The organism is Flectobacillus rivi (assembly GCF_030056655.1).
In the GTDB taxonomy this organism is placed as follows: Bacteria; Bacteroidota; Bacteroidia; order Cytophagales; family Spirosomataceae; genus Flectobacillus; species Flectobacillus rivi.
In genome coordinates this window covers 181,136-204,212 of record NZ_JASHIE010000010.1, presented here as the reverse complement: position 1 = coordinate 204,212, position 23,077 = coordinate 181,136, and the positions used below count along the sequence as shown (strand labels likewise).

The 23,077-nt window shown below is 37.8% G+C and carries 20 protein-coding genes; 11 read left to right on the top strand and 9 right to left on the bottom strand.

Translation table 11 applies throughout. The features are described 5' to 3' along the window. Positions 1–180: 180 nt before the first annotated feature. From QM481_RS15180 to QM481_RS15170, 3 genes are all read left to right on the top strand, one after another. Positions 181–3,423, top strand: a complete 3,243-nt coding sequence (locus QM481_RS15180) for a SusC/RagA family TonB-linked outer membrane protein (RefSeq protein WP_283382342.1) — start codon at positions 181–183, stop codon at positions 3,421–3,423. A 70-nt stretch (positions 3,424–3,493) separates the two neighbouring features. Next, positions 3,494–4,804, top strand: coding sequence for a RagB/SusD family nutrient uptake outer membrane protein (locus QM481_RS15175; protein ID WP_283382341.1), 1,311 nt, complete (start codon positions 3,494–3,496; stop codon positions 4,802–4,804). Between the two features lie 296 nt (positions 4,805–5,100). Further along, positions 5,101–7,725 carry a T9SS type A sorting domain-containing protein gene (locus QM481_RS15170; RefSeq protein WP_283382340.1) on the top strand — a complete coding sequence of 875 codons (2,625 nt, stop codon included), beginning with the start codon at positions 5,101–5,103 and terminating at the stop codon, positions 7,723–7,725. Positions 7,726–7,978: 253 nt separating this feature from the next. Here the strand turns inward: QM481_RS15170 and QM481_RS15165 are convergent, their stop codons facing one another. Continuing rightward, positions 7,979–8,635 (bottom strand): hypothetical protein, encoded by a 657-nt coding sequence (locus QM481_RS15165; protein WP_283382339.1) that lies wholly within the window; start codon positions 8,633–8,635, stop codon positions 7,979–7,981. 262 nt (positions 8,636–8,897) lie between these two features. Here QM481_RS15165 and accD point away from each other — a divergent pair, with 262 nt between their 5' ends. After that, positions 8,898–9,740, top strand: a complete 843-nt coding sequence (accD, locus tag QM481_RS15160; protein WP_095161336.1) for an acetyl-CoA carboxylase, carboxyltransferase subunit beta — start codon at positions 8,898–8,900, stop codon at positions 9,738–9,740. Between the two features lie 148 nt (positions 9,741–9,888). Here accD and QM481_RS15155 read toward each other — a convergent pair whose 3' ends face one another. From QM481_RS15155 to QM481_RS15125, 7 genes are all read right to left on the bottom strand, one after another. Continuing rightward, entirely contained in the window at positions 9,889–10,038 is a 150-nt protein-coding gene (locus QM481_RS15155; protein ID WP_283382338.1) for a hypothetical protein, read from the bottom strand. Next, positions 10,035–10,505, bottom strand: coding sequence for a hypothetical protein (locus QM481_RS15150; protein ID WP_283382337.1), 471 nt, complete (start codon positions 10,503–10,505; stop codon positions 10,035–10,037). Before QM481_RS15150 ends, QM481_RS15155 begins: the two co-directional genes overlap by 4 nt. 64 nt (positions 10,506–10,569) lie before the next feature. Further along, positions 10,570–12,048 carry a tetratricopeptide repeat protein gene (locus tag QM481_RS15145; protein ID WP_283382336.1) on the bottom strand — a complete coding sequence of 493 codons (1,479 nt, stop codon included), beginning with the start codon at positions 12,046–12,048 and terminating at the stop codon, positions 10,570–10,572. Positions 12,049–12,197: 149 nt separating this feature from the next. Next, positions 12,198–12,956: a zinc ribbon domain-containing protein gene (locus QM481_RS15140; RefSeq protein ID WP_166549983.1), complete on the bottom strand. Its 759-nt coding sequence runs from the start codon at positions 12,954–12,956 to the stop codon at positions 12,198–12,200. 85 nt (positions 12,957–13,041) lie between these two features. Beyond that, the gene (locus tag QM481_RS15135; protein ID WP_283382335.1) at positions 13,042–14,139 is read right to left on the bottom strand and encodes a Nif3-like dinuclear metal center hexameric protein; all 1,098 of its coding nucleotides are present in this window, start codon (positions 14,137–14,139) and stop codon (positions 13,042–13,044) included. 181 nt (positions 14,140–14,320) lie between these two features. After that, complete coding sequence (locus QM481_RS15130; protein ID WP_283382334.1) at positions 14,321–14,725, bottom strand: VOC family protein; 405 nt, start codon at positions 14,723–14,725, stop codon at positions 14,321–14,323. A gap of 236 nt (positions 14,726–14,961) precedes the next feature. After that, positions 14,962–15,681 carry a GIN domain-containing protein gene (locus QM481_RS15125; protein ID WP_283382333.1) on the bottom strand — a complete coding sequence of 240 codons (720 nt, stop codon included), beginning with the start codon at positions 15,679–15,681 and terminating at the stop codon, positions 14,962–14,964. A 217-nt stretch (positions 15,682–15,898) separates the two neighbouring features. On the opposite strand from QM481_RS15125, the gene QM481_RS15120 reads away from it, so the two are divergent. Next, positions 15,899–16,336: an NUDIX domain-containing protein gene (locus QM481_RS15120; RefSeq protein WP_283382332.1), complete on the top strand. Its 438-nt coding sequence runs from the start codon at positions 15,899–15,901 to the stop codon at positions 16,334–16,336. A 217-nt stretch (positions 16,337–16,553) separates the two neighbouring features. Here the strand turns inward: QM481_RS15120 and QM481_RS15115 are convergent, their stop codons facing one another. Beyond that, positions 16,554–17,342, bottom strand: coding sequence for an SDR family oxidoreductase (locus QM481_RS15115; RefSeq protein WP_283382331.1), 789 nt, complete (start codon positions 17,340–17,342; stop codon positions 16,554–16,556). 231 nt (positions 17,343–17,573) lie between these two features. On the opposite strand from QM481_RS15115, the gene QM481_RS15110 reads away from it, so the two are divergent. The 6 genes from QM481_RS15110 to lpcA all read left to right on the top strand — a co-directional run bounded on the left by QM481_RS15110 (position 17,574) and on the right by lpcA (position 22,932). Beyond that, a complete protein-coding gene (locus tag QM481_RS15110; RefSeq protein ID WP_283382330.1) occupies positions 17,574–18,287 on the top strand; it encodes a methyltransferase domain-containing protein in 714 nt (237 codons plus the stop codon). Positions 18,288–18,344: 57 nt separating this feature from the next. Then, on the top strand, positions 18,345–19,757 hold the full coding sequence (locus QM481_RS15105) for a DASH family cryptochrome (protein WP_283382329.1): 1,413 nt from the start codon (positions 18,345–18,347) through the stop codon (positions 19,755–19,757). A gap of 310 nt (positions 19,758–20,067) precedes the next feature. Then, positions 20,068–20,655: a LemA family protein gene (locus QM481_RS15100; protein ID WP_095161326.1), complete on the top strand. Its 588-nt coding sequence runs from the start codon at positions 20,068–20,070 to the stop codon at positions 20,653–20,655. Between the two features lie 93 nt (positions 20,656–20,748). After that, a complete protein-coding gene (locus QM481_RS15095) occupies positions 20,749–21,174 on the top strand; it encodes a TPM domain-containing protein (RefSeq protein ID WP_166549975.1) in 426 nt (141 codons plus the stop codon). Between the two features lie 29 nt (positions 21,175–21,203). Further along, positions 21,204–21,980, top strand: coding sequence for a TPM domain-containing protein (locus tag QM481_RS15090; protein ID WP_283382328.1), 777 nt, complete (start codon positions 21,204–21,206; stop codon positions 21,978–21,980). A 370-nt stretch (positions 21,981–22,350) separates the two neighbouring features. Then, a complete protein-coding gene (gene lpcA / locus QM481_RS15085) occupies positions 22,351–22,932 on the top strand; it encodes a D-sedoheptulose 7-phosphate isomerase (RefSeq protein ID WP_283382327.1) in 582 nt (193 codons plus the stop codon). Positions 22,933–23,077: the final 145 nt, after the last annotated feature.

Here is a 23,077-nt window from a genome sequence, read left to right as displayed (position 1 = left end):
AGTGTTATGAAAGGAGAATCACTTTTTTAGGCGAAACGTAAAATATGTGAAACGTTACTGACCGAAATCTAATGTTCCAACATATAAAATTTGGTTTAAAAGTTTTTCTGTTTGTATTTTTGTTTAAATTGGAAATTAATCCACTGTCAGTTTAGTATTAACAAACTAAAAAATTGTCACATGAAAAGAAAGCTACTAATGAGCTTTGTTTTGGTGTTGTCGCTTATATTTAGCACAATCGCCCAAGACATAGCAATTTCAGGAAAGGTAACTTCATCAGAAGATGGTTCGACACTAGCAGGTGTCAATGTTACTATCAAAGGGTCTTCGAAAGGAACCACCACTGCTTCAGACGGTTCTTATCGTATCAGTGCTCCAGCAAAGTCTGTTTTGGTTTATAGTTTTGTAGGATTCAACTCTCAAGAAATTGCAGTTGGTTCAAAAACTATCATCAATGTTACTTTGAAATCATCTACTACTGACCTTGACGAGGTTGTAATTGTAGGTTATGGTACTCAGGCAAAAAATAAAGCTACTTACTCGGTATCCTCAATCAAAAGTGATGAATTAAAAAACCTTCCTGTTACAGGGGTTGACCAAGCTATGCAAGGTCGTGCGGCAGGTGTATTGGTTACGTCAAACTCAGGTACTCCTGGTGGTGGTGTTACGGTACGTCTTCGTGGTGGTAGCTCTATTACTGCAAGTAACGAGCCTTTATATGTTGTAGATGGTATTCCAATCAACACAGGTAGTTACTCTCAATTAGGATTTGGTAACCAATCATCAAATGCCTTGAATGATATTGCACCAAACGATATTGAATCAATCGACATTTTGAAAGACGCAGCAGCAGCAGCTATTTATGGTTCTCGTGCAGCGAACGGTGTTGTATTGATTACGACTAAAAAAGGTAAAGCTGGTAAAACTCAAGTTAACTTTAACTACTACACTGGTTTTGGTCAGAAAGCTAGCAACAGATTAAGTCCTATCTCTGGTGCTGAAGAAACAAAGTTATTGCAAGAAATGGTAATCAACCGTTATGGTGTTTACAACAGTGCAGGTGGTTTAACAACTCCAGGTTTTGGTACTGGTACGAGTGTATGGGCATCGGCAGCTGATGCAGCAGCTTGGTTCTGGCAATCAGATAGTAACGCTGGTGTAAATGCAGGAGGACAATTATATACCATCGAATCTGCAACATCAAAAGCTAGAGGAATTCGTACGGTAAATGTATTCCAAAACCCATCGCAAGCAATTAGTACTAACTGGCAAGACTTGATTTTCAGAAATGCTCCAATTAGCCAATACGATATCTCAGCAAGGGGTGGTAACGACAAAACAACCTTCTTTGTATCGGGTTCATTGTTTGACCAAAAAGGTATTATCTTGGGTTCTGACTACAAGCGTTTGGTAGGTAGAATTAACTTAGAGCACCAAATCAGCAAAAGAGTAAAAACAGGTGCGCAAATGGCATATACTCGTTCATTGCAAAACCGTATCAACAACGATAACAACATTTATGGTGTATTGAGTACTGCTATTTTGATGGCATCTGATATTCCTGTTCGTTTTGCTGATGGTTCTTATGGTAAAGATGCTTCTTCATCTACAGAAAACCCATTGGCTGCAGCTGTTGAACCATATAACTTGTCAACTAGTGGTCGTTTGTTAGGAACTGTATTTGCAGAAGCAACTATTCTAGATGGGTTGAAAGTAAGAACAAACTGGAATATGGACCAAGTGTCATTCAAAGAAGATCGTTTCTTGCCAAACACATTGAACGCAGCTTCAGGTTTGAATGGTTCGGCTACAGCTACTAATGGTGGTGAATTGAACTGGTCAACAAGTAACTACTTGACATACAATCGCTCATTCAACAATATCCACTCTATTTCGGCTACGGCAGGTGCAGACTACCAACAATCTTCTTATGATTATGTATTGGCTTCTGCAACAAACTTCCCAGGCAATGCGATTAAAAAAGTATCTGCTGGTGCAAACAAAACTGATGCTACATCATTTGCTACATCTTGGGGCTTGGTATCTTACTATGGTCGTTTGAACTATGACTACGATGGTAAATACTTAGTACAAGGGGTATTCAGAACAGATGCTTCATCAAGATTTGGTGCTAACAACCGTTGGGGAACATTCCCTTCTATCTCGTTTGCATGGAGAGCTTCTAAAGAAGAATTCATGGAATCAGTACCAGCTGTTAGTGACTTAAAAATCCGTGCTAGTTATGGTAAAACAGGTAACTCTGAAATCACTAACTTTGGTTCTTTAGGTCTATTTGGTAGTGGTGTTGCGTACCAGTTAAACGGTGCATTAGTTCCTTCTCAATTATCAAATCCTGATTTGAAATGGGAAACTACAACTACTTCAGAAATTGGTTTGGACTTAGGTTTACTTAAAAACCGTATTACAATCAATGCTGGTTATTACCACAAATACACTAATGACTTGTTGTTGAATGCTACGATTCCTGCTACTTCTGGTTTTACTTCGGTACTCCAAAACATTGGTGAAATGCAGAACAATGGCTTTGAATTGGGTATCTCTACTGAAAATATCAAAGGTAAAGACTTCACTTGGAACACTAGCTTCAATATCACTTTCAACAAAAACAAAGTGATGAAAATCTTCAACGGAACACCAACTCCTTACGGTTTTGCGAGCTGGTTGGCTGAAGGAGAAGAGCTAGGTGCATTCAGAGGATATGTTGTAGACAAAATCTTCCAATCTGCTGATGAAGTAGCTGCTGCTAACGCTGCGGCAAAAGCAAAAGGTTTTACTTACTATCAAGTAGCAGCTACGGCTCCTGGTGATATTAAGTTCAAAGATTTGAACGGAGATGGTGTTGTCAATTCGGCTGATCAGCAAGTTTTGGGTTCTGCTCAACCAAAATTCTTTGGTAGCTTAACAAACGACTTCACATACAAAGGTTTCGATTTGAAAATTTTCGCGCAGTTTGTGTATGGCAACAAAATCTTGAATTATACTCGTAACTTCTCTGAAGGTATGAACGGTGTATTTGGACAAACAGATGCTGTATTGAACCGTTGGACTCCAACTAATACAAACACAGATATTCCAAGAGCTGTATATGGTGACCCTAACAACAACCGTCGTGTATCTGACCGTTTCATCGAAGATGGTTCATACTTGCGTTTGAAAAACGTGATTTTGGGTTACACATTACCTAAATCTGTAACAAACAAAGTTGGTATTGAGCGTGTAAGAGTTTATGCACAAGCACAAAACTTGTTGACATTTACTAAATACAAAGGCTTAGACCCAGAAGTAAGTACTTTTACAGCAGGTGCAAATGGTAACTCATCAGCCAATGCTGCTTTAGGTACAGATTTCTTGACTTTCCCACAACCTAGAACAATCACATTTGGTGTAAACTTAACTTTCTAGTAGTACAACCACTTGATTTGTAGGTATTATTGTTTTACAGTAAGTTATTCATTTTAAAGATTTTGAAGCCATGAATAAACTAAAAATATTTATATTTAGTACTCTTGTTTTGGGCAGTACAGCTTGTGAACAAGTACTAGACCAACTTCCCCAAACTTCCGTAGTATCCGAAATTAAGGATGCTTCGACGGCACGTGCTGCACTTAACGGTGCTTACAATGGTTTACAATCTGCTAACTATATTGGAACTCGCTACCAATTATTACCAGATTTGCAATCAGGAAACCTTCGTCACACTGGTACTTTCTCTGATTTTGCTGAGATTGCTAACCGCTCAATCCTTACCAACAACACGTCGGTAACAGGTATGTGGACGCAAATTTATACGTCTATTTTGCGTGACAACTTCTTGATTAAGTATGTTCCATCGATTAACGAATCAGGCTTTACTGACGCTGCTAAAAACCAAATTGTAGCAGAAGCTAAATTTTTGAGAGCGTTTAACTATTTCAACTTGGTAAGATGGTGGGGCGATGTGCCATTGGTATTAGATCCAACTGAGCAAGCAAACGAAACGTTGAAAGTATCTCGTAGCTCAACTGCCGATGTGTACAAGCAAATCTATGCTGATATTGATGCAGCACTTCCATATTTGCCAACAACAAATAAAGGAAAAGCTACGAAAAATGCAGCGTTGGCATTGAAAGCAAGAGCTGCTCTTTACCAAAAAGATTATGCTGCGGTAGTGTCATTGTGTGATCAAATTATTGCTTCAGGACAGCACTCTTTGGTGCCTACTTTCTCTAATATTTTTGCAACACAAGGAACGTCTGAAAGTATCTGGGAGCTTAGTTTTGAAACGACAAACAGTAATACTTTGGCATTCTTCTTATTCTCTACGGCTTTGGGTGGTAGAAATGAGATTCGTCCAAATACCACTTTGGCGTCTGCTTATTCAGCAACAGATACTCGTCGTATTTTGACGACTTCTTACGATGCTCAGTTGAAATACTTCAGAATTAATGGTACTGACTTCCCTGTACTTTTCCGTTATGCTGAGGTTATTTTGAACAGAGCTGAAGCTTTAGCAGAATTAGGAAGAAATGCTGAAGCTTTAACAGCTTTGAACTTGATTCGTAACCGTGCTGGTATTGGTGATGCAGATGCAACATTGGTATCGAACCCAACAGCATTGAAAACCGAAATCTTTACACAAAGAAGATTAGAGTTAGCATTGGAAGGTCATTATTTCTTTGACTTGGTTCGTACTGGTCGTGCAGCGGCTACACTTAGCAACTGGGCAAGTACACAAGCATTATTGCCAATTCCACAAAGAGAAAGAGATTCAAACCCTAACATGACTCAAAACCCAGGGTATTAATCAATTTTTGATATATATATCATGATTATTTATTTGATTTAATCATGAATACTATAATCTTTGAAAGAAGCTTCCTTTATCAAGAAGGAAGCTTCTTTTTTTATATAAAAAAAACTAATTTTAAACTATTCAAGTTTGAAATGTTGCTTTGATGACCTTATGCTATCCTTGTGATTTAGTGCAACTAATTTCTTCTTAAGTTGGTCTTTACAATAAGTATAATATCTTCTTAATTTTTGTAATCAACATTGATTCCACTTGAAAACATTTGTCCATTCTCACTTAATCCTAGACTTATGAAAAAGCAACTTTTACTACTTTTGTTGACGCTTTTTTCAATTCCTTTTATTCGGGCTCAATCAAAGCTTGACAAATTTGTAGGCCCCGGCAGAAGCATTTATTGCCCTCCTTCAGATCCAAATGCGCCTGCCGTAAAAAGCTATGTAGCTCCACCACTTGAGTATTTGCTCAAGCAAAATAGGGCTGCAAAAGTTACAGCAGACAAATCTCAATTTATTGTTACTTATAATGACTTTCCTGCTGATGCAAAAGCCGCTTTTCAAAAGGCTGTAGATATATGGCAGTCTATACTGATTTCAGATGTACCTGTTCGCATAACTGCTAATTGGCAAAGTTTAGGAACTAGTGTTTTAGGCTCTGCCTCTACCACAGGTGCCTATAGAGACTTCCCAGGAGCTACCAAAGCTCAAACTTGGTACGCCGTTGCATTAGCTGAAAAAATGGCACATACCAACCTTAATGGTAATAATCCTGATATTGTTGCTCAATTCAATGGCGACTTTGCATGGTATTATGGTACAGATGGAGTCGTTCCTGCTAATAAATATGACCTCATTTCTGTTGTTCTCCACGAAATTGGGCATGGTCTAGGATTTTTTGGCTCGTTGCGCGAAGCAAGCTCAGATGCAACGCTTGGTGTTATTACGGATGGTGGTATTCCTTATATCTACGATGTATTTGCAGAGAGTCAAAGTGGACAAAGACTACTCAATTCAAGTGTTTTCAAAAATCCCTCAGTAGAACTTCATCAGCAAGTGGTTGGAGGGCAACTTTATATGAATTCACCTTCTATTATTGCTGTGAATGATAGTTTGAGAGCCAGATTATATGCACCAAACCCTTATGACCAAGGTTCTAGCTATAGCCACTGGGATGAAGTTACTTACCGTACAGGCACAGTCAATGCCTTGATGTCTCCACAATTTGCCAGAGCTGAAGCAATTCACAACCCTGGCCCAATTATGTTAGGCTTTTTCAATGACATGGGATGGATTGGCAATACCATTAGCCATAAACGCCTAAAAGACACAGAAGACTTAGTTAATCCGCTTTCTTTCGCGGTAAAGGTTTTTGGTGATAATGGTTATGATTCTACCTCCGTCAAATTAATTTACTCTTATGGTGATATTACCAAAGACAAAACGGAAGTATTAATGACTAAAAGTGGTACAACAGGCACTTATAATTTTACGCTACCCAACAAGGGCAGTGACCAAACTTTGAGTTATTATTTTACTGCTATAGATAGTAAAAAGAAAACATTTACCACACCAGCAGAAGCATCGGGAAATATTGCCAATATTAATTTCTATAAAGTTAAAATTGCAGCAGATACCGTTAAGCCAGTTATCGATTTTGTAAATAATATCTCATTGGTAAAGCCTTCTGATACACAAGTAACTTTGCCGTCATTAACCGTAGCCGATAATATCGATATTGATACGGTTTATGTTGAATATTTGATTGACGGAAAAGCTCAAACAGCCTTTGGTCTAACAAGAGGTCAATCTAGTGATTTGTTGAGCGGTGGTATTGCTTATCCTTTTACGGGTAAGTTTGCTTTTGCAAGTGGCTTGTTTAAAGGGGGTGAAAAGATTCAATACAGAATTGTGGTAAAAGATAAAACAAAAGCAAAAAACACAACCTACTCTCCTAGCACAGGTTACTATGAGTTTAGTGTACAAAAAATTCTTGCTGCTGTTAACTCATATATTACAACCTTTGAAAGTGTTGCTACGGACGATTTTTATACCAAAGGCTTTAGCGTAACACAGCCTTCTGGTTTTACTAGTAAAGGGATGCACTCTGACCATCCTTACAAAGACGGAACAGAATTTCCATTTACGGCCTCTGATCCTTCAGATACTTATAGCAACTTTACCTTCAACTTGCAAAAGCCTATCATTTTAAGAGGTGATACTGCCAAAATTTATTTCGATGAAATTGCGCTTGTTGAGCCAGGAGACAAAGGTGTTTCTTTTGCAAGTAATGGTGTTCCTAATAGAAACTTCTATGATTATGTAATTGTCGAAGGCTCTAAAGATGGAGGAAATACCTGGAAATGGTTTCAAGACGGATGGGATGCAGCAAGTAATTCGGCATGGCTAGCTGCTTGGAATAGCTCTTCGGATGCCAATGGTAATTCATTAGCAGCAGGAACTCAATCCTTATTCAAGCCTCGTGAAATCGATATGCTCAAATCTGGCGATTTTAAAGCTGGAGACCAAGTCTTGATTCGCTTCCGTTTGTTGGCTGATGTTGGTGCACACGGCTGGGGCTGGGCTGTTGATAATTTAAATATCCAAGGTCCTAACCCAAATCCTCCTAAAGTGGTAGTGCTAGGAACAGAATTTGATGAAACTCAATTGTTCACGGTAAGCCCTAATCCAAGCAATACGGGTCAATTTTTACTGAAAGCTACTTTCGAAAAACCAGCAACAAAATTACGCTTGAGTGTAGCTAATATGCTTGGTCAGGAAATATCACAAGCTAGTTTCGAAAAAGTAGGAACGGAATTTTCTCAAATCATAGATTTATCTTCAGCAAGCTCAGGCACATATATCCTCCGCATGATGGTTGATGATAAATTGTATGTCAAAAAATTGATTAGCCACCGCTAAATTTAGTGAATTGAGATTCAGTGAATGAGTGATTATTTTAAGAAAAATCACCTGTAACAACCTAATAATTTGCGTCTTAGGAAGTGTCATTCTGAAATATAGTATCAAAAAAGGGGTCGAAAAATATTTTTCGACCCCTTTTTTAATGCTACTATGCTAGATATGAATGGCTTGAGACTGATGGAATACAAATTTTAACATAATCACTCATTCGCTCAATCACTAAATCGCTAAATTAGGAATGACTCATGCTTTACAAAGTATCCAAATAAGTTAAGAATGCTTTTAAGTCTGTTTCATTTTTTAGATTAGGCTTTTCCTTACTCCACCATTCTTTCACTACACTCTCATCTTTGCCTAAAGCTTCCAGTAAAGATTTTTTGTCTTTCTTTACTTTCACGATGGTATTATCTGACTTCAAGAGATATAAGGTCTCATTAATATCAAATTTCATCGTTTTAGTTGCCGAATTATAGCCCGAAACATCAAACTTATGGGCTTTAAAATATTTTAGTAATTTGAATTTTCCATCATACGCCACTTCATAAAAAGTACCATCAGTCTGGCGGTCAATAGCAGGAAATCCTTTTTTGAATACACGCATACTGCCAGCAGCCTCCTCAAACCCAAATTCTACAATTGGTAAGGTCAAGACCTTTTCTTCCTTACCCTCTTTAAACTCTATGCGATTGTCGTAAGAATTAAATCGGACTTGAGGGATTGTCATTTTCCTTTCGTTCGAAAACTTCAAATATCCTTTTTTAAACTCCTGAGGAATATAAACCGTACCTTCTACATTGACTTCATGTCCATCGAACAAGACTCTCCCATCGGGAGTTTCAAGGTAGGATTGGGCTTTAGTATGATAAGATAAAAAGCAGATTATCAAAAATGAGGCTATTTTTTTCATTTCAAAAGAACTTAGATTGTTGTGTTTTTAGTTATATAGACCAATAAATTACGGAAAATGTTGTCAAAATCAACACTTTATCTGTAAATTTCTGGACTTAAAATCAACTACTAAAACGAAAAAGCTTAGATAAAATTCAAGTTTTTGTTAATTCTCGATTGCTTAAGTTTTATCTTTGCGATTCATTATCACTCACAACGAGTATTTTACCTAGTGTTTCTTTTCCTAAAAAACACGTAAAATCTTTAATTGAAAAAGAAATATGTCTTGGTTTACCAGAAAAGATAAGGGGATTTTGACCCCAACCGAAGCTAAAAGAGAAGCACCAGATGGTCTATGGTATCAGTGTCCTTCTTGTAAAAAAGTAATGCATACGCGCGAACATCGCCTATTTGCTTGGACTTGTTCGTCGTGTAACTACCACGAAAAAATCGGTTCACAAGATTACTTCGAGCTACTTTTCGACCAATCACGTTATACAGAGCTAGATGCCTTTATGTCGTCGGGCGACCCTCTCAAATTCGAAGATACCAAACGCTATCCTGATCGTATCAAAGCTACAGAAAAGAAAACTGGCTTGAAAGATGCTGTTCGTACTGCGCACGGTAAAATGAATGATGTTGAGGTTGTAATCGCAGCCATGGACTTTTCATTTATTGGTGGTTCGATGGGCTCAGTAGTAGGCGAAAAAATTGCTCGTGCGATTGACTATTCTCTAAAGCACAAAATTCCATTCTTGATGATTTCAAAATCTGGTGGAGCTCGTATGATGGAGGCTGGTTTCTCATTGATGCAAATGGCTAAAACATCAGCCAAATTAGCGTTACTTGCTGAAGCAAAAATCCCTTACGTATCGTTGTTGACAGACCCTACCACTGGTGGTGTTACGGCTTCTTACGCAATGTTGGGTGACTTCAATATCTCTGAGCCAGGTGCTTTAATTGGATTTGCGGGTCCTCGCGTTATCCGCGAAACTATCGGTAAAGACCTTCCAAAAGGTTTCCAAAGTGCTGAGTTTGTATTAGAACACGGCTTCTTGGATTTTATCGTAGATAGAAAAGATTTGAAAGATAAGCTTACAGCTTTGTTCAATATGTTGAAATAAACATTACTTTATTGAGTGATTATTTTAAGATGAATTTCACTAGTAGAGATGCAATGCTTTGCGTCTAAAGATGTGTCATTCGAAATATAGTATCAAAAAAGGCGTTCGAAACTAGTTTTTCGAACGCCTTTTTTGATACTATATTTAACTAACGGTTTGCAACTACACGAAGGGCGGGATTTTTACCACAAAATTTGATTTGAAAAACTAATATTTGATTGACTACAAAGCTGTCTTTGGAAAACGAAACCCCGCCTTGTGGGTAGGTGCTGTTATTGGCAGTTATTTCTGTCATCATATTATTTCAGCTTGTCCAATTTGGCTGTCGCCTTCGTGTATCCACCAAACTCGTCCTTTATTTAAATATTTTTCAATTGGTTGATTCATTAAGAAGCGAACCGTTACTTCTCTTTCTTCTCCTGGTTCAATAGTCGGTTTGTCTTGAAATACTATATCGCCAATATAAGTTTGTAATAATTGTCCTTTGTCGTTGTATTCAAAAACATGATTGGGTCTATAACCGCTAATAAATCCAGTTTGTCGTCCACCTTCTTCTGTCGATTTGAGTTTTAATATTGCCTTGACAGTCAACAGTCCACCGTTGTTTTCATATTCTAAGTCTCTTATGCTTGTCAAAGTATATTTGTCATACGCCATTACATCAAATATTTTTGATTGTCCAGTGTCAAGCCAGCGTTTGTATATGAGCTTTCCGTTCATGTACAAATACAGTTCATTGCCTTCTATTTTTTTTAATATTGCCATCGTCTATAATTGCCTATAACATCCAATATCCGAAATGAATGTTTTTTTAATCCTTCACAAAGTACTAAATTAAAGTATTCAGGGCTGCTTTGGCCTTGTTATCTGCCGAGTTTTTATACTCATGTTTTGAATAAGTCAGTACTTTTTCGAAGTAATACTTTGCTTTTACTTTTTGTCCGCTCTCCTGAAAGATATATCCAAGCTGTAAGCAAGCTAATGCGCCATAACTTATCGAGGCATTTTGACTAAGTACAATAGCTCTTTCAAAGTGTTCTTCTGCCAAGGTTATTTCATGTAATTTCTGATGTATTCGTCCTTTGCGATAATTATATTCTGCTTTTTCGGCATTATCAAAAAAATAGCTTTCTTTCAAGTCTAAAACTCCTTCTTTTGCTTTTTGATAATACCCTCCATCAAAAGCTAAGCGAGCTTTCATTAAGATTTTTGAAGCATTGCTTTTGGTAGAGAGTTTAAACTTTTCAGCAAATCGTAACGCAGACTGATCAGACTCCACAATGGTTGAACCTTGTGTTTTTACTTTTTCTAAGTAGTTTACCGCTTTAGAATCTTCATTACTAAGCCATAAACATAAGAACAGTTTGTAATAGGTATCCTTGATAAAATTAAAGCCTTTGTATTGCTGTAAAAACACTTGATAGTGTCGACTTGCCAAAGTATAATTCCCTTTCTGAATCTCTATTTCACCATGTAGATACTGCAAAAACGGAAACGCCCAATAACCTGTTTGAGCATTCAAGGTGTCACATTTTTTGAGCAATACATTGGCTTGGCTACTATTGCCCTCTTTCATGTAGGTGGTGACTCCTAAAAATTGTATTAAAAGGCTTTCATCATTTTTATCCAAAAACTGCTCATAATCCTGAAAAACTACGGGGGTAAAACCAAGAATATAAGCATGTGTCAAATAATACATTACGCTGGCTTCGGTAGCATAGCGAGGTTCATTTTTGTTTACATTTTTCAATTCCTGCAAACCATTCTTAACAGAACCTTTAAGTCCCAATAGTTTGGCTACCCACAAAAAATTCTGAGGCATAGACCCAACCATAATATGAATCAAACCAAGTGATTTTTGTTGTGGAATAAAATTGGGAAACTTCTTGTAGTTATTTTCGAGCAATTTAGAGGCCTTTATCAAATTCCAAGCCCCTTTTACCTCATGCCCAAATTTGAGCTTTGCAGTAGCCAAATGAAGATACATTTCGGCAATAATCCATTGTTTTTCGGGAGCAGTATCAGGGAAATCTTCCAGTAAAGTCAATCTAGAAGATTGAGCATCGAGGAACTGCTCAAAATTGGTCTTATCTTCTGTAACCATCAACTCTATTAAATCTGTGTAGCTTTGAAGATATAACTTAATACCTGACGTGTTTCTTTGTGAAGCTAATAAGGCTCTGGTTTCCTGCAAGCGTAATTTCCAAAGTGAAGTATAAGCCCTTTGTAATACTGGATTCCAGTCAAAGTCATTTGCTTTACTTTGAAAATTTATCAAAACCAGAAAGACAACGATTAATCTTCGCATATTTATTGGAAACCTTTATTTGAAAGTTTTATAACGTCAATACTATGATTAAGTTGCAAAAAGGTTAATCTAGCCTGTAGAGTTGCCATAAACAAATAAAGCCCATAACTCAACAGTCATGGGCTTTAGATATATTTTCAGCAGATTTCTTAGCGTTTTGAAGCTGTGATAACGTCTTCAACACCAGCCAAGATACGACCGCAGTGCTCACATACGATAATACGTTTGTGGTCTTTGATGTCTGCCTGACGTTGTGGAGGAACTACGTTGAAACAACCACCACAAGCACCACGCTTAACCAATACTACTGCAAGTCCGTTTGCATAGTTTGTTCTTAATTTATCGTAAGGGCGCAACAAACGTTCTTCAACGAATTTTACTGCCTTGTCACGATCTTTCAACAAACGTTGCTCATCGTCTTCGCTTTCAGAAATCAAAACGTCCAATTCTTTACGTTTTGCATCAAGGTCTTTTTGACGGTGGAAAAGACGAGTTTCAGTTTCAGAAACATCATCACGTTTGTTTAAGATTTTGAATTCGAATTCACGCATACGTTTGTCTGCTAATTCGATTTCCAATTGTTGTAATTCGATTTCCTTCGAGATGGCGTCGTATTCACGGTTGTTACGAACGTTCATCTGTTGGTCTTTGTATTTGTTTACAAGCTTTTCTGATTCTTTTTTCGTATTTCTATTCTTCGAAATTTCATCTTCTAATGAAGCAATCTCACGATTGAATTTTCCGATACGTGTCTCGATACCAGCAATCTCATCCTCCAAATCACGAACCTCTTCTGGCAAGTCGCCACGCATTTTTTTGATACTATCTAAAGATGAATCTATGGTCTGAAGTTTCAGAAGTGCTTCTAATTTCTGAGCAATGGTTGTTTCGTTAGCTACTACTGCCATTTTCGTTATACGTTATTCGTTATGCGTTAAACGTTATTTGTTAAGTTCTATGTTGTAATGATTACCCTCTACTCCTAACGCCTGTTCAAAAATACTGTACAGGATTCGTATTTACCTGACTTTTGAGAATCGCAAAATTACTAAATTTTTCAGATAAATAACTAATTATTAATTCCTTTGTGTAAACTTCTGACTCATAATGTCCAATGTCACAGATGATAATCTTGTTTTCGGCATCAAAAAACTCATGATATTTGTAATCAGCCGTCACAAACACGTCTGCACCTTGTCGAATGGCATCATTGATTAAAAAGCCACCTGCTCCACCGCATACCGCTACTTTCTGGATTTTTTTTCCTAAAAGTGGCGTATGGCGAATAGTAGATAAAGCCATCGACTCTTTTAAGTATTGTAAAAAAGATGATTCCTCTAAGGCTTCATCCAAACTTCCGATGGCACCAGCTCCCACTTGTGCTAAATCATTCTCTAAGTTAGACAAATAATAAGCAACCTCTTCATAAGGATGCGCTTTTTTTAATGCATGCAAAATCGCATATTCCTGATGTGCTTGTAGAATGACTTCTATTCTAAACTCTTTTACCTCCTCATCTTTGTCTACAGTACCAATGAAGGGGTTTGCTCCGCCTGTAGGACGAAAGGTACCTGTTCCTTCCACTCTGAAACTACAGTTTTTATAATCCCCAATTTGTCCAGCTCCTGCCTCGTACAAAGCATCCAACACTTTTTGACCATGCTCTACAGGCACAAAGGTTACCAGCTTTTTAAGAAGATTTTTTTTAGGCTGTAATATTTTTACATTTTGTAAGCCTAATTTTTCTGCAATCTTAAAATTTACGCCTCCTTCTACATGGTCCAAATTGGTATGTGAGGCATAGATAGCAATATCATTTTTGATGGCCTTGATGACTACTCTTTCAACGTAGTTTTTACCATTTAGTTTTTTCAAACCTTTAAAAACAATCGGATGATGCGCAATAATTAAATTACAGCCTGCCTGAATCGCCTCCTCAACCACAGCTTCTGTACAGTCGAGTGTACTTAGAACACCTTTTACTTCTTCGTTAGGATCGCCCACGATAAGCCCTGCGTTATCATAGCTTTCTTGTAAGGACAGTGGAGCCAATTGCTCCATATAATTGGTAATATCTTTTATTAAAGTCATATTAAGTACGAGTGATGAATTGTGAATTAGGGCTGTACGAAGGATTTCCAACTATTGCGGATTTGGGATTTCTGATTTCGGAAATTAAAGAAAATCATCTTTGTTTTTTACAAAATACAGAAGGTTACAGTTTCGAAATCCAATATCCGAAATAATGGTTTTCATAATCCTTCGTATACAACTAGTATACAATCAAGCTTTTGGGCTGTATCAAATCCCAGAGGTTACCATACAAGTCTTCAAATACGGCTACTGTTCCATACACTTCTTGTTTTGGTTCTCTTACGATTTTGATTTGATGTGTTAATAGGTTTTGATAATCTCTTTCAATATCATCGGTATATAAAAACATAAATACTCGTCCTCCTGTTTGATTGCCTACTCTAGTCTGCTGCTCTTCATTGGCTGCTTTTGCTAGTAGTATGACACATTCTTTAGCTCCTTTTGGTTTTACCAAAACCCAACGTTTTTCTGGGCTCATGACAGTATCTTCGATTAAATCGAAGTGTAATTTTTGGGTATAAAACTCAATCGCTTGGTCGTAGTCATCCACGACAATAGCGATATGGGCAATGTGTTGATTCATATCAAGTTGTTTTACAAAAAGCAGTTTAATCTTTTTCGTCACGGGTGAATAAATTCACTCACTAAGTGGACTATCTAAGAGTAAGTTATTCTCCAAAAGTCATAATAACTTAAATGGAGAGTATTTCTTTTTCAAAATTACTGGAAAATTCATCTACTTCTATCAACAAAGAAAAAAGGCGAGAAAATCCCGCCTTCTTTAAATCGCCACAAATATATACTGTCAAATGAAGATTTCTAGTCTTGTCTCACGACACTGCCTCCCGAAGTTTTAGCATCTACGACTGGAGTGCCTCTAAAATATACCGAGCTTGCTCCTGATGCTACCACATTGAGATAACGAGAGGCCATTACTCTTACTTTACTAGCTCCAGATACATTTAAATAGGCTTCCTCACTTCGGAACGAAAAGCCATTTACTAATGATGAGCCAGAGACTCCACCAGAGATTTTTTGGGTATCTCCTAATAAATCCATAGTTGATGCACCCGATAAATCAAATGTAAAATATTGTGCGTCTGAGTTTAAATCCAGATACGATGAACCCGAAAGATTTACATACATATCTCTTTCGTCAAAACCATACGCCTTGCCAGTGCTTGCACCATACAATTCAATAGAGCGCAAGGATGGCATTACTATGTCGAAAGTTACTTGATAGCGACGACTGCGATAGTTGCGGTATTTGGCCATGAGTACCCCGTTATTCACATAAATATCGAGGTCGTTTATATCTACTTCATCTCCACGAACATATATGCTATAGGTATTTCCTGCTCTTACATTTACCTTAAATGCGTTACCCATTTCAACACCATCAAAATTGCGGAGGCGAACTTCCTGCTCAACTTCATAGCCTCGAGGGTTTACGTCATCCACACGAACAAAGCATCCTGTTAAGGTTAGTATCATCAGACTTAACAGACTTAGGAATAGAGTTTTCTTTGAAGTTTTCATAATAACTATACGTGTTTATGCCTTTTTTAAGGGCGTTTTGATTAAGAAGTTTTTCTGAGGTTCATTTGTCTTACTGACAAATCAATCGTATTTTACCCCTAGAATATTTTATACGTTAACATTTCATTAAGAAAAAAGTGAATAGGGGCTTTTCTTCTCATTAGTCAAAACATACCTCTATTCATACTGAATCTCAATATCTTAAAACAAGTAGTTTATGAAAGTAAGGCCAAGTGTAGCAATTATCGAAAACAACCACCTACTATTAATGCGTTATGAATATGGTAGTACCCAAGTTTATAATTTACCCGGCGGCAATACTGACCCCGGTGAAACATTGGTCGGTACTTTGGAAAGAGAACTGAGAGAAGAACTAGGGATAGAAATAGAGGTAGGTCCAATGTTGTTAACAGGAGAGGTAATTCTACCCCAACAAAAAACAGATGTGTTGCACTGTGTATTTATCGCGCAGGTTATTGGTGGAATTCCGATATTGAACCCTTCAGAGACCAGTGCTTTAGAAATCAAATGGATTCCTCTTTCTGAGATCAACCAATTAGAAATGTACCCTAACGTTGGAGCAGAATTACAAGACGTCCTTTTTCAGAATCAACTAGGGAAATACGTTGGCAAAATAAACCAGAAGTGGCACTGATTAGTGTTGAGTTTTGAATTTTGAGTGTGGAGTTGGGACTGCTCGAAGGATTTCAAGCTATGGCAGATTTGGGATTTCTGATTTCGGAAATAAAGAAAAATACCTTTATTTTTTACAAAATATAGAAATTTACACTTCCGAAATCCAACATCCGAAATCCCCAATATATGGTTTTATAACTCCGCACTCAAAATTCAAAACTCAGCACTCTTTAAGGTTATAGTCCTAAGATTTTTCCACCATCTACAGGTAAACTTACCCCTGTAATATAAGAAGCTGCTGGTGAACATAGAAATGCCACAGCAGCGCCAAACTCTTCTGGTTCGCCAAACCTTTTGGCTGGTATATCTACCTGCAAAATCTTTTCTACTTCTTCTCTAGGTGCTCCTGTAAGATTCATTCTCGATTCTATCAGCGAGTCTAATCTAGCCGTTTTGGTTGAGCCAGGCAATACATTATTGACAGTAATGCCAAAGGGGGCTAACTCACCTGCTAAAGTTTTTGCCCATGATGCTACAGCTCCTCTTGTAGTATTTGATACTCCAAGTCCACTGATGGGTTGTTTGACAGAGGTAGAAATAATATTGACGATTCTCCCGAATCCTGCTTTTTTCATCGCAGGTACGCATGCTTGTACGAGGATATGATTACAAACCAGATGATTGGAATACGTTTGAGTAAACTCCTCAATGGTCGCCTCTAAAATAGGACCACCCTTAGGTCCTCCAGTGTTATTGACGAGAATATGTACCTCTGGAAACTTGTCTAGGAGCTGTTGTATTCCTACTTTTACTTGCTCAGGATTAGAAAAATCAGCTACAAAATAATGATGCTGTTGTCCTTGGCTAGTATCTAAATCAATAAGTGTTTTTTGTAAAGAAGCTTCGTTACGTGCTACGAGCGTTACATTGGCACCCAATAATGCTAACTCTATTGCCGACGCTTTGCCTAAGCCTTGTGTACTTCCGCATACGATGGCATTTTTATGTCTTAAATCTAAATTCATTCTCGTTTCCTTTTAGTTACAGTTTATGATGTTGAAATTAGCATTCCAATATTCTTGTTACAAATGCTGATGTATTCTTAGCTCTTTTTACAAAACAAAAATGGCAAATATCTCTTTATACAGTAGATACAATATATCTTACGTTTACTAGATAATTACCTATAGAAATTCTTTTCAAGTGACTATCGTCCAAAAGACTTCGGTCTCTACCAAAAACTCATCCTTTCCCTTATGCCAGACTTATCATATCGAAGCAATCAGCCTGAACTCATCGACGATTTTGAGCTTGATAACGATGCTCTTCGCCAGAATTTAGAGGAATTGGCACTCATCAATCAATACCTAGGGGGAAATCAAGTTACTATTGGAGGGTTACGAGCCCTTTTGAAAAATCATGATAAAGCTCAAACTATGGTAATTGGTGATTTGGGCTGTGGCGGTGGTGATATGCTAAAATTAATGGCGCGATGGCTTCAGAAAAAGGGATATAATAGTAAGCTCATTGGTATAGACGCCAACGATTTTATGATTGATTTTGCAAAAAAAAGAACTCAATCCTTTCACGACATTAGCTATTTACATGAAAACGTTTTTGCTGAAAGTTTTCAACAACATACTTTTGACATTGTGGGTATGACGCTTTTTTGTCATCATTTTACAGACGAACAGCTCATTCGACTTTTTGAATTGCTCAAAAAACAATGCCGTTTGGGTTTTGTCATCAATGATATTCATCGCCATTGGTTTGCTTATCATTCGATTGCTTGGATTACTAAGCTTTTCCTCAAATCTTATCTTGTGAAGCATGATGCCAAACTTTCTGTCTGGCGAGCCTTCAAAAAGTCGGAAATAGTTTCATTGCTTGAAAGAGCTGGCATTCGTCATTACCGTATCCGATGGCGCTGGGCATTTCGCTGGGAAGTGGTCGTGGAAACTAACCAATAATAATTTTCCTAAAACTAAAACTCCCGCAGAAAGTTATACACTAAAAAACATATTAAAATGAGTATTATAGTTTGGTATCGCAACGATTTAAGAGTACACGATCATGAGCCTTTGTGGAAAGCCTCTCAAAAAACCACAAACGTATTCCCTGTATATATTTTTGACCCTAGGCAATTTGAGGAGCTATCTGTAGGTTTTTCGAAAACAGGATGGCTTAGAACCCAATTTTTAATAGAATCCGTTCAAAATCTTCGAAAAAACCTTCAATCTATCAGCTCAGGTTTGATTGTCAGAGTTGGAAAGCCAGAAGAAATTCTCCCTCAGTTGGCAGTTGAACTAGAAGCAGAGGCGGTCTACTGCTCAGAAGAAGTAACTTCCGAAGAAACAGATGTTGATGCTAAAGTAGAAGAAGCCTTGCAGACGATGGGTAAATCAATGTCCTTTTTCTGGACTTCGACCTTATTTCACATTGATGATTTACCTTTCGATATTGACCAGTTGCCAGACGTTTTTACACAATTTAGAAATAGAGTAGAAAAGTCATGTAACGTACGCTCTTGCTTTGATACCCCTTATGCTCTTTTGTTCAAAACTAATGTAAGCATTGGTACTATGCCTACGGCTGAAAGTCTGCTAGGATACTCCTCTGATGCTACTACTCATTATGTAGGTGGTGAAGATGCAGCAAATCAACGTTTGAAAGAATACATTTGGGAACAAGATTTACTAAAGGTTTATAAAGAAACCCGCAACGAAATGCTTGGTATGGACTTTTCGTCAAAGTTCTCTGTTTGGCTAGCAAACGGCTGTATTTCGCCAAGGCATATTTATCAGCAAGTCCAAGAGTATGAATACCAGCGTGTCAAAAATGATTCAACGTATTGGCTGATTTTTGAGCTTCTTTGGCGTGACTACTTCCGTTTTGTTTCGATGAAATATGGCAATAGAATTTTTTCGGCAAAAGGTATCAAACAAGATCAGCACGTGCAGTGGAGTCGAAATAAGAGAATATTTGAGCTTTGGAAAAACGGAGAGACAGGTATTCCTTTGATTGATGCTAATATGAAAGAGCTCCTTGCTACAGGATTTATGTCAAACCGCGGACGACAAAATGTGGCTAGTTTCTTGGTAAAAGATTTAAAAATAGATTGGACTTGGGGCGCTAGTTGGTTTGAGAGTCAACTACTCGATTATGATGTATGCTCTAACTGGGGCAACTGGAATTATGTAGCAGGCGTAGGCAATGATCCTCGCGAAAATCGCTATTTTAATATTTTGACACAAGCTACTCGTTACGATAGCCAAGGTGAATATGTGAAACATTGGCTACCAGCATTAGCTTCGGTTCCAGCTGATAAGGTTCACTTGATTTCGGCATTGCCACCTTTAGAGCAACAAAAGTATCAAGTACATATAGGTGTAAACTTTCCAAAAGCATTGTTTGATGTAAATCGTTGGCGAAAAAAGTAGTTGAGATTCCTAGTTAGGTTGTTGGTATTTCTCGCATTTCAAATAAACAGGTTACCATTCATCCACAAAAAAAGCGTCTCAACTAGAAATCGTTTTGGCTAGTCTTTTTTACTATACATTTGACAAAGAATCGAGATTAATATGACATTAGGTTTTGGAGAAAGCTTTTTTTTCCTGATATAAAATACTTAACTTGTCAAATCTAAATCGAGACTTATATTTGGCTTGTGTCGTCTAAGAGGCACTTCCAAGGGGTAACCTATCCACTCGGAGTTTATCCACAATTTTAACTTTAAAATTTACCAAGACTATGTCAAAAGGAACCATCATTGCATTAGTTGTTGCAGCAGTTTTAGTATTCTGGGGAATCGGTGTAAGAAACGGAATGGCTACAAGCGAACAAGATGTAGAAGCATCTTGGGCAAAAGTACAAACTGCTTATCAGCGCCGTGCTGACCTTATTCCAAACCTTGTAAAAACAGTACAAGGAGTAGCAAATTTTGAAAAAAGTACATTAACAGACGTAATCAGTGCTCGTGCTAGTGCGACTCAAATCAAGTTAGACGCAAGTGATCTTTCGCCTGAAAACATGAAGAAATTCCAAGAAGCTCAAAGCCAATTGAGCGGTGCTCTTTCAAGATTAATGGCAGTAGCTGAAAACTATCCAACGTTGAAAGCAACTGAAAACTTCTCTGAGCTACAAGCACAATTGGAAGGTACAGAAAATAGAATCAAAGAAGAACGTGACCGTTTTAATGATACTGTAAAGGAATTCAACAATAAAGTGGTGACATTCCCGAACAGCTTAATTGCAGGTTTCTCTGGTTTTAGCAAAAAAGGCTATTTCGAAGCTGATGCTTCTGCTCAAAAAGCACCATCGGTAGATTTCTCTAAATAATCCTCCGAAACAGCTAAATTTAAGTAACTTCTCAGCTATACTATTGTTGAGAAAGTGCTTAAATTTAGCTGTTTTCTTTTTTCCAATATTCTTATGCTACTTTCTGAAGAACAACAAAGTATCATTGTCGAAGCTATCAAAGCTGCTGAGAAAGAAACTTCGGGCGAAATCAAAGTTCATGTTGAACAATTCTGTCCTGGAGACGTGCTCGAGAGAGCTAAAGCCGTGTTTGCTCAGCTCGAACTTCACAAAACCGCACAACGAAATGGGGTGTTGTTTTACTTAGCTATCGTTGACCGCAAATTTGCTATTTTGGGAGACAAAGGCATTAATGACGTTGTTCCTGCCAATTTTTGGCAAGACATACGTAATGATATGCAATCTCATTTTGTCATGAATCAGTTTGCGGCAGGTTTTGCTGTAGGTATTCAAAAATCGGGAGTTGCGCTCAAGCAATTCTTTCCCTATCAATCGGATGATATTAATGAGATTTCTGATGAAATTTCATTTGGTGATTAATTATAACATGCCATCCTATCTAATCAGTCATGTCTAGAAAAATACAACAATATTTGGCAGTACTTATTTTGTCTTTATCATTTTTTGTAAAAGCGATTGGACAAGATATTCCTGCACAGCCTAACCCTCCTCTTATGGTAAGTGATTTCGTGATGAAACTCAAGCCAGAAGAGCGTAACGCATTAGAACAAAAACTTAGAGGCTATCGTGATTCGACCTCTACAGAAATTTCAATTGTCATTGTAAAAAATACAGGTGAGTCTGATCCGTATGATTATGCCATGAAAATTGCCAAAACGTGGGGAGTTGGGGCTAAAGATAAAAACAATGGGGTATTGCTCTTGTGGGCTACCGAAACTCGTAAAATTCGCATCGTAACAGGTAGAGGTATCGAAGATGTTTTGCCCGATGCTATCTGTAAAAGAATCATCAATACGATTATTGTTCCGAATTTCAAGCAACAACAATGGTATCAAGGTCTAAACGAGGCTACCGATGAAATGATTCAGCGTGCAAGCGGTGAATTCAAATCTGATGCGACCTCAGATGATGACAGTCCATTGGGCTTTTTTATCATTGTTATTCTCGTCATTATATTTATCGTTATTTCTATCATTATTTCAAAACGTGGCGGCGGCGGTGGTCGTGGAGGCTACCGAGGCGGTGGCTGGACACCTCCAATTATCATTACTGGCGGCTCGTCATGGGGTAATCGTAGCGGTGGTGGCGGAGGCGACAGTGGTTTTGACTTCGGAGGCTTCGGCGGTGGTGACTTCGGTGGCGGTGGCGCTGGCGGAGACTATTAAGTATGAGTGTTGAATTGTGAGTTGTGAATTAGGGTTTTAGGAAGGATTTTAAAAACCGTTTATTGGGGATATCGGATGTTGGATTTCGGAAGTGTAATCTTTTTTATTTTGTAAAAGCAAAGGTATTTTCCTTAATTTCCGAAATCAGAAATCCCAAATCCGCAATTATTGGAAATCCTTCGTACAACCCTAATCCGACATCCGAAATTTTTTCAATCCTTCGTAGACCACTCGATGGGGAATTTGTAATTTTGTACACAAAATAAAATTATGCGAGAAATGTAACTAGCCACAGGGCTACGGATATTTCTCAAAAATCCCAAATCAGTCTCCAAATTGCCATTAGGCTTCATTAAATTTTTGAGAATCAGTGCTAAAAAATATCATATCACAAGAGCTTAACGAAGCTCAACTTGTTCTCCAGAAGTTTTTATCGGACGAACATAATATTCAGCAAATTGAAGCCGCAGCACAATTAATGGCTGATGCTATTAAGCAAAATAACAAGATTATCTCTTGTGGAAACGGTGGTTCGCATTGCGATGCCATGCACTTTGCTGAAGAACTTTCGGGTCGTTATCGTAACGAACGCCGTTCGATGCCTGCCATTGCTATATCAGATGTTTCCCATATTTCTTGCGTAGGTAATGATTATGGCTTTGAATATATTTTTTCTCGCTTTGTAGAAGGTTTGGGTAATACAGGAGATGTGCTATTGGGTATCTCTACCAGTGGCAACTCTGCCAACGTGATTCGTGCCGTAGAAGCTGCCAAAGCCAAAGGCATGAAAATCGTGATTTTATCAGGAAAAGATGGTGGAAAGCTAGCAGGACAAGCAGATGTAGAAATCATTGTTCCGCATTTTGGCTATGCCGACCGTATTCAAGAAGTACATATCAAGGTAATTCATATTTTGATTTTACTTATCGAGAAATTGGTTATTGGGCAGTAGTTATCTGTTAATTGTTAGTGGTTATTCGAAAAATTTGTACGCTAGCAGTCGATGCGCCATGTTTGAGTCTCAAGCCAAGTGAAATCTAGCATAGTAACATCAAAAAGCGGTTGGAAAATATTTTCTGACCGCTTTTTTGATTCCA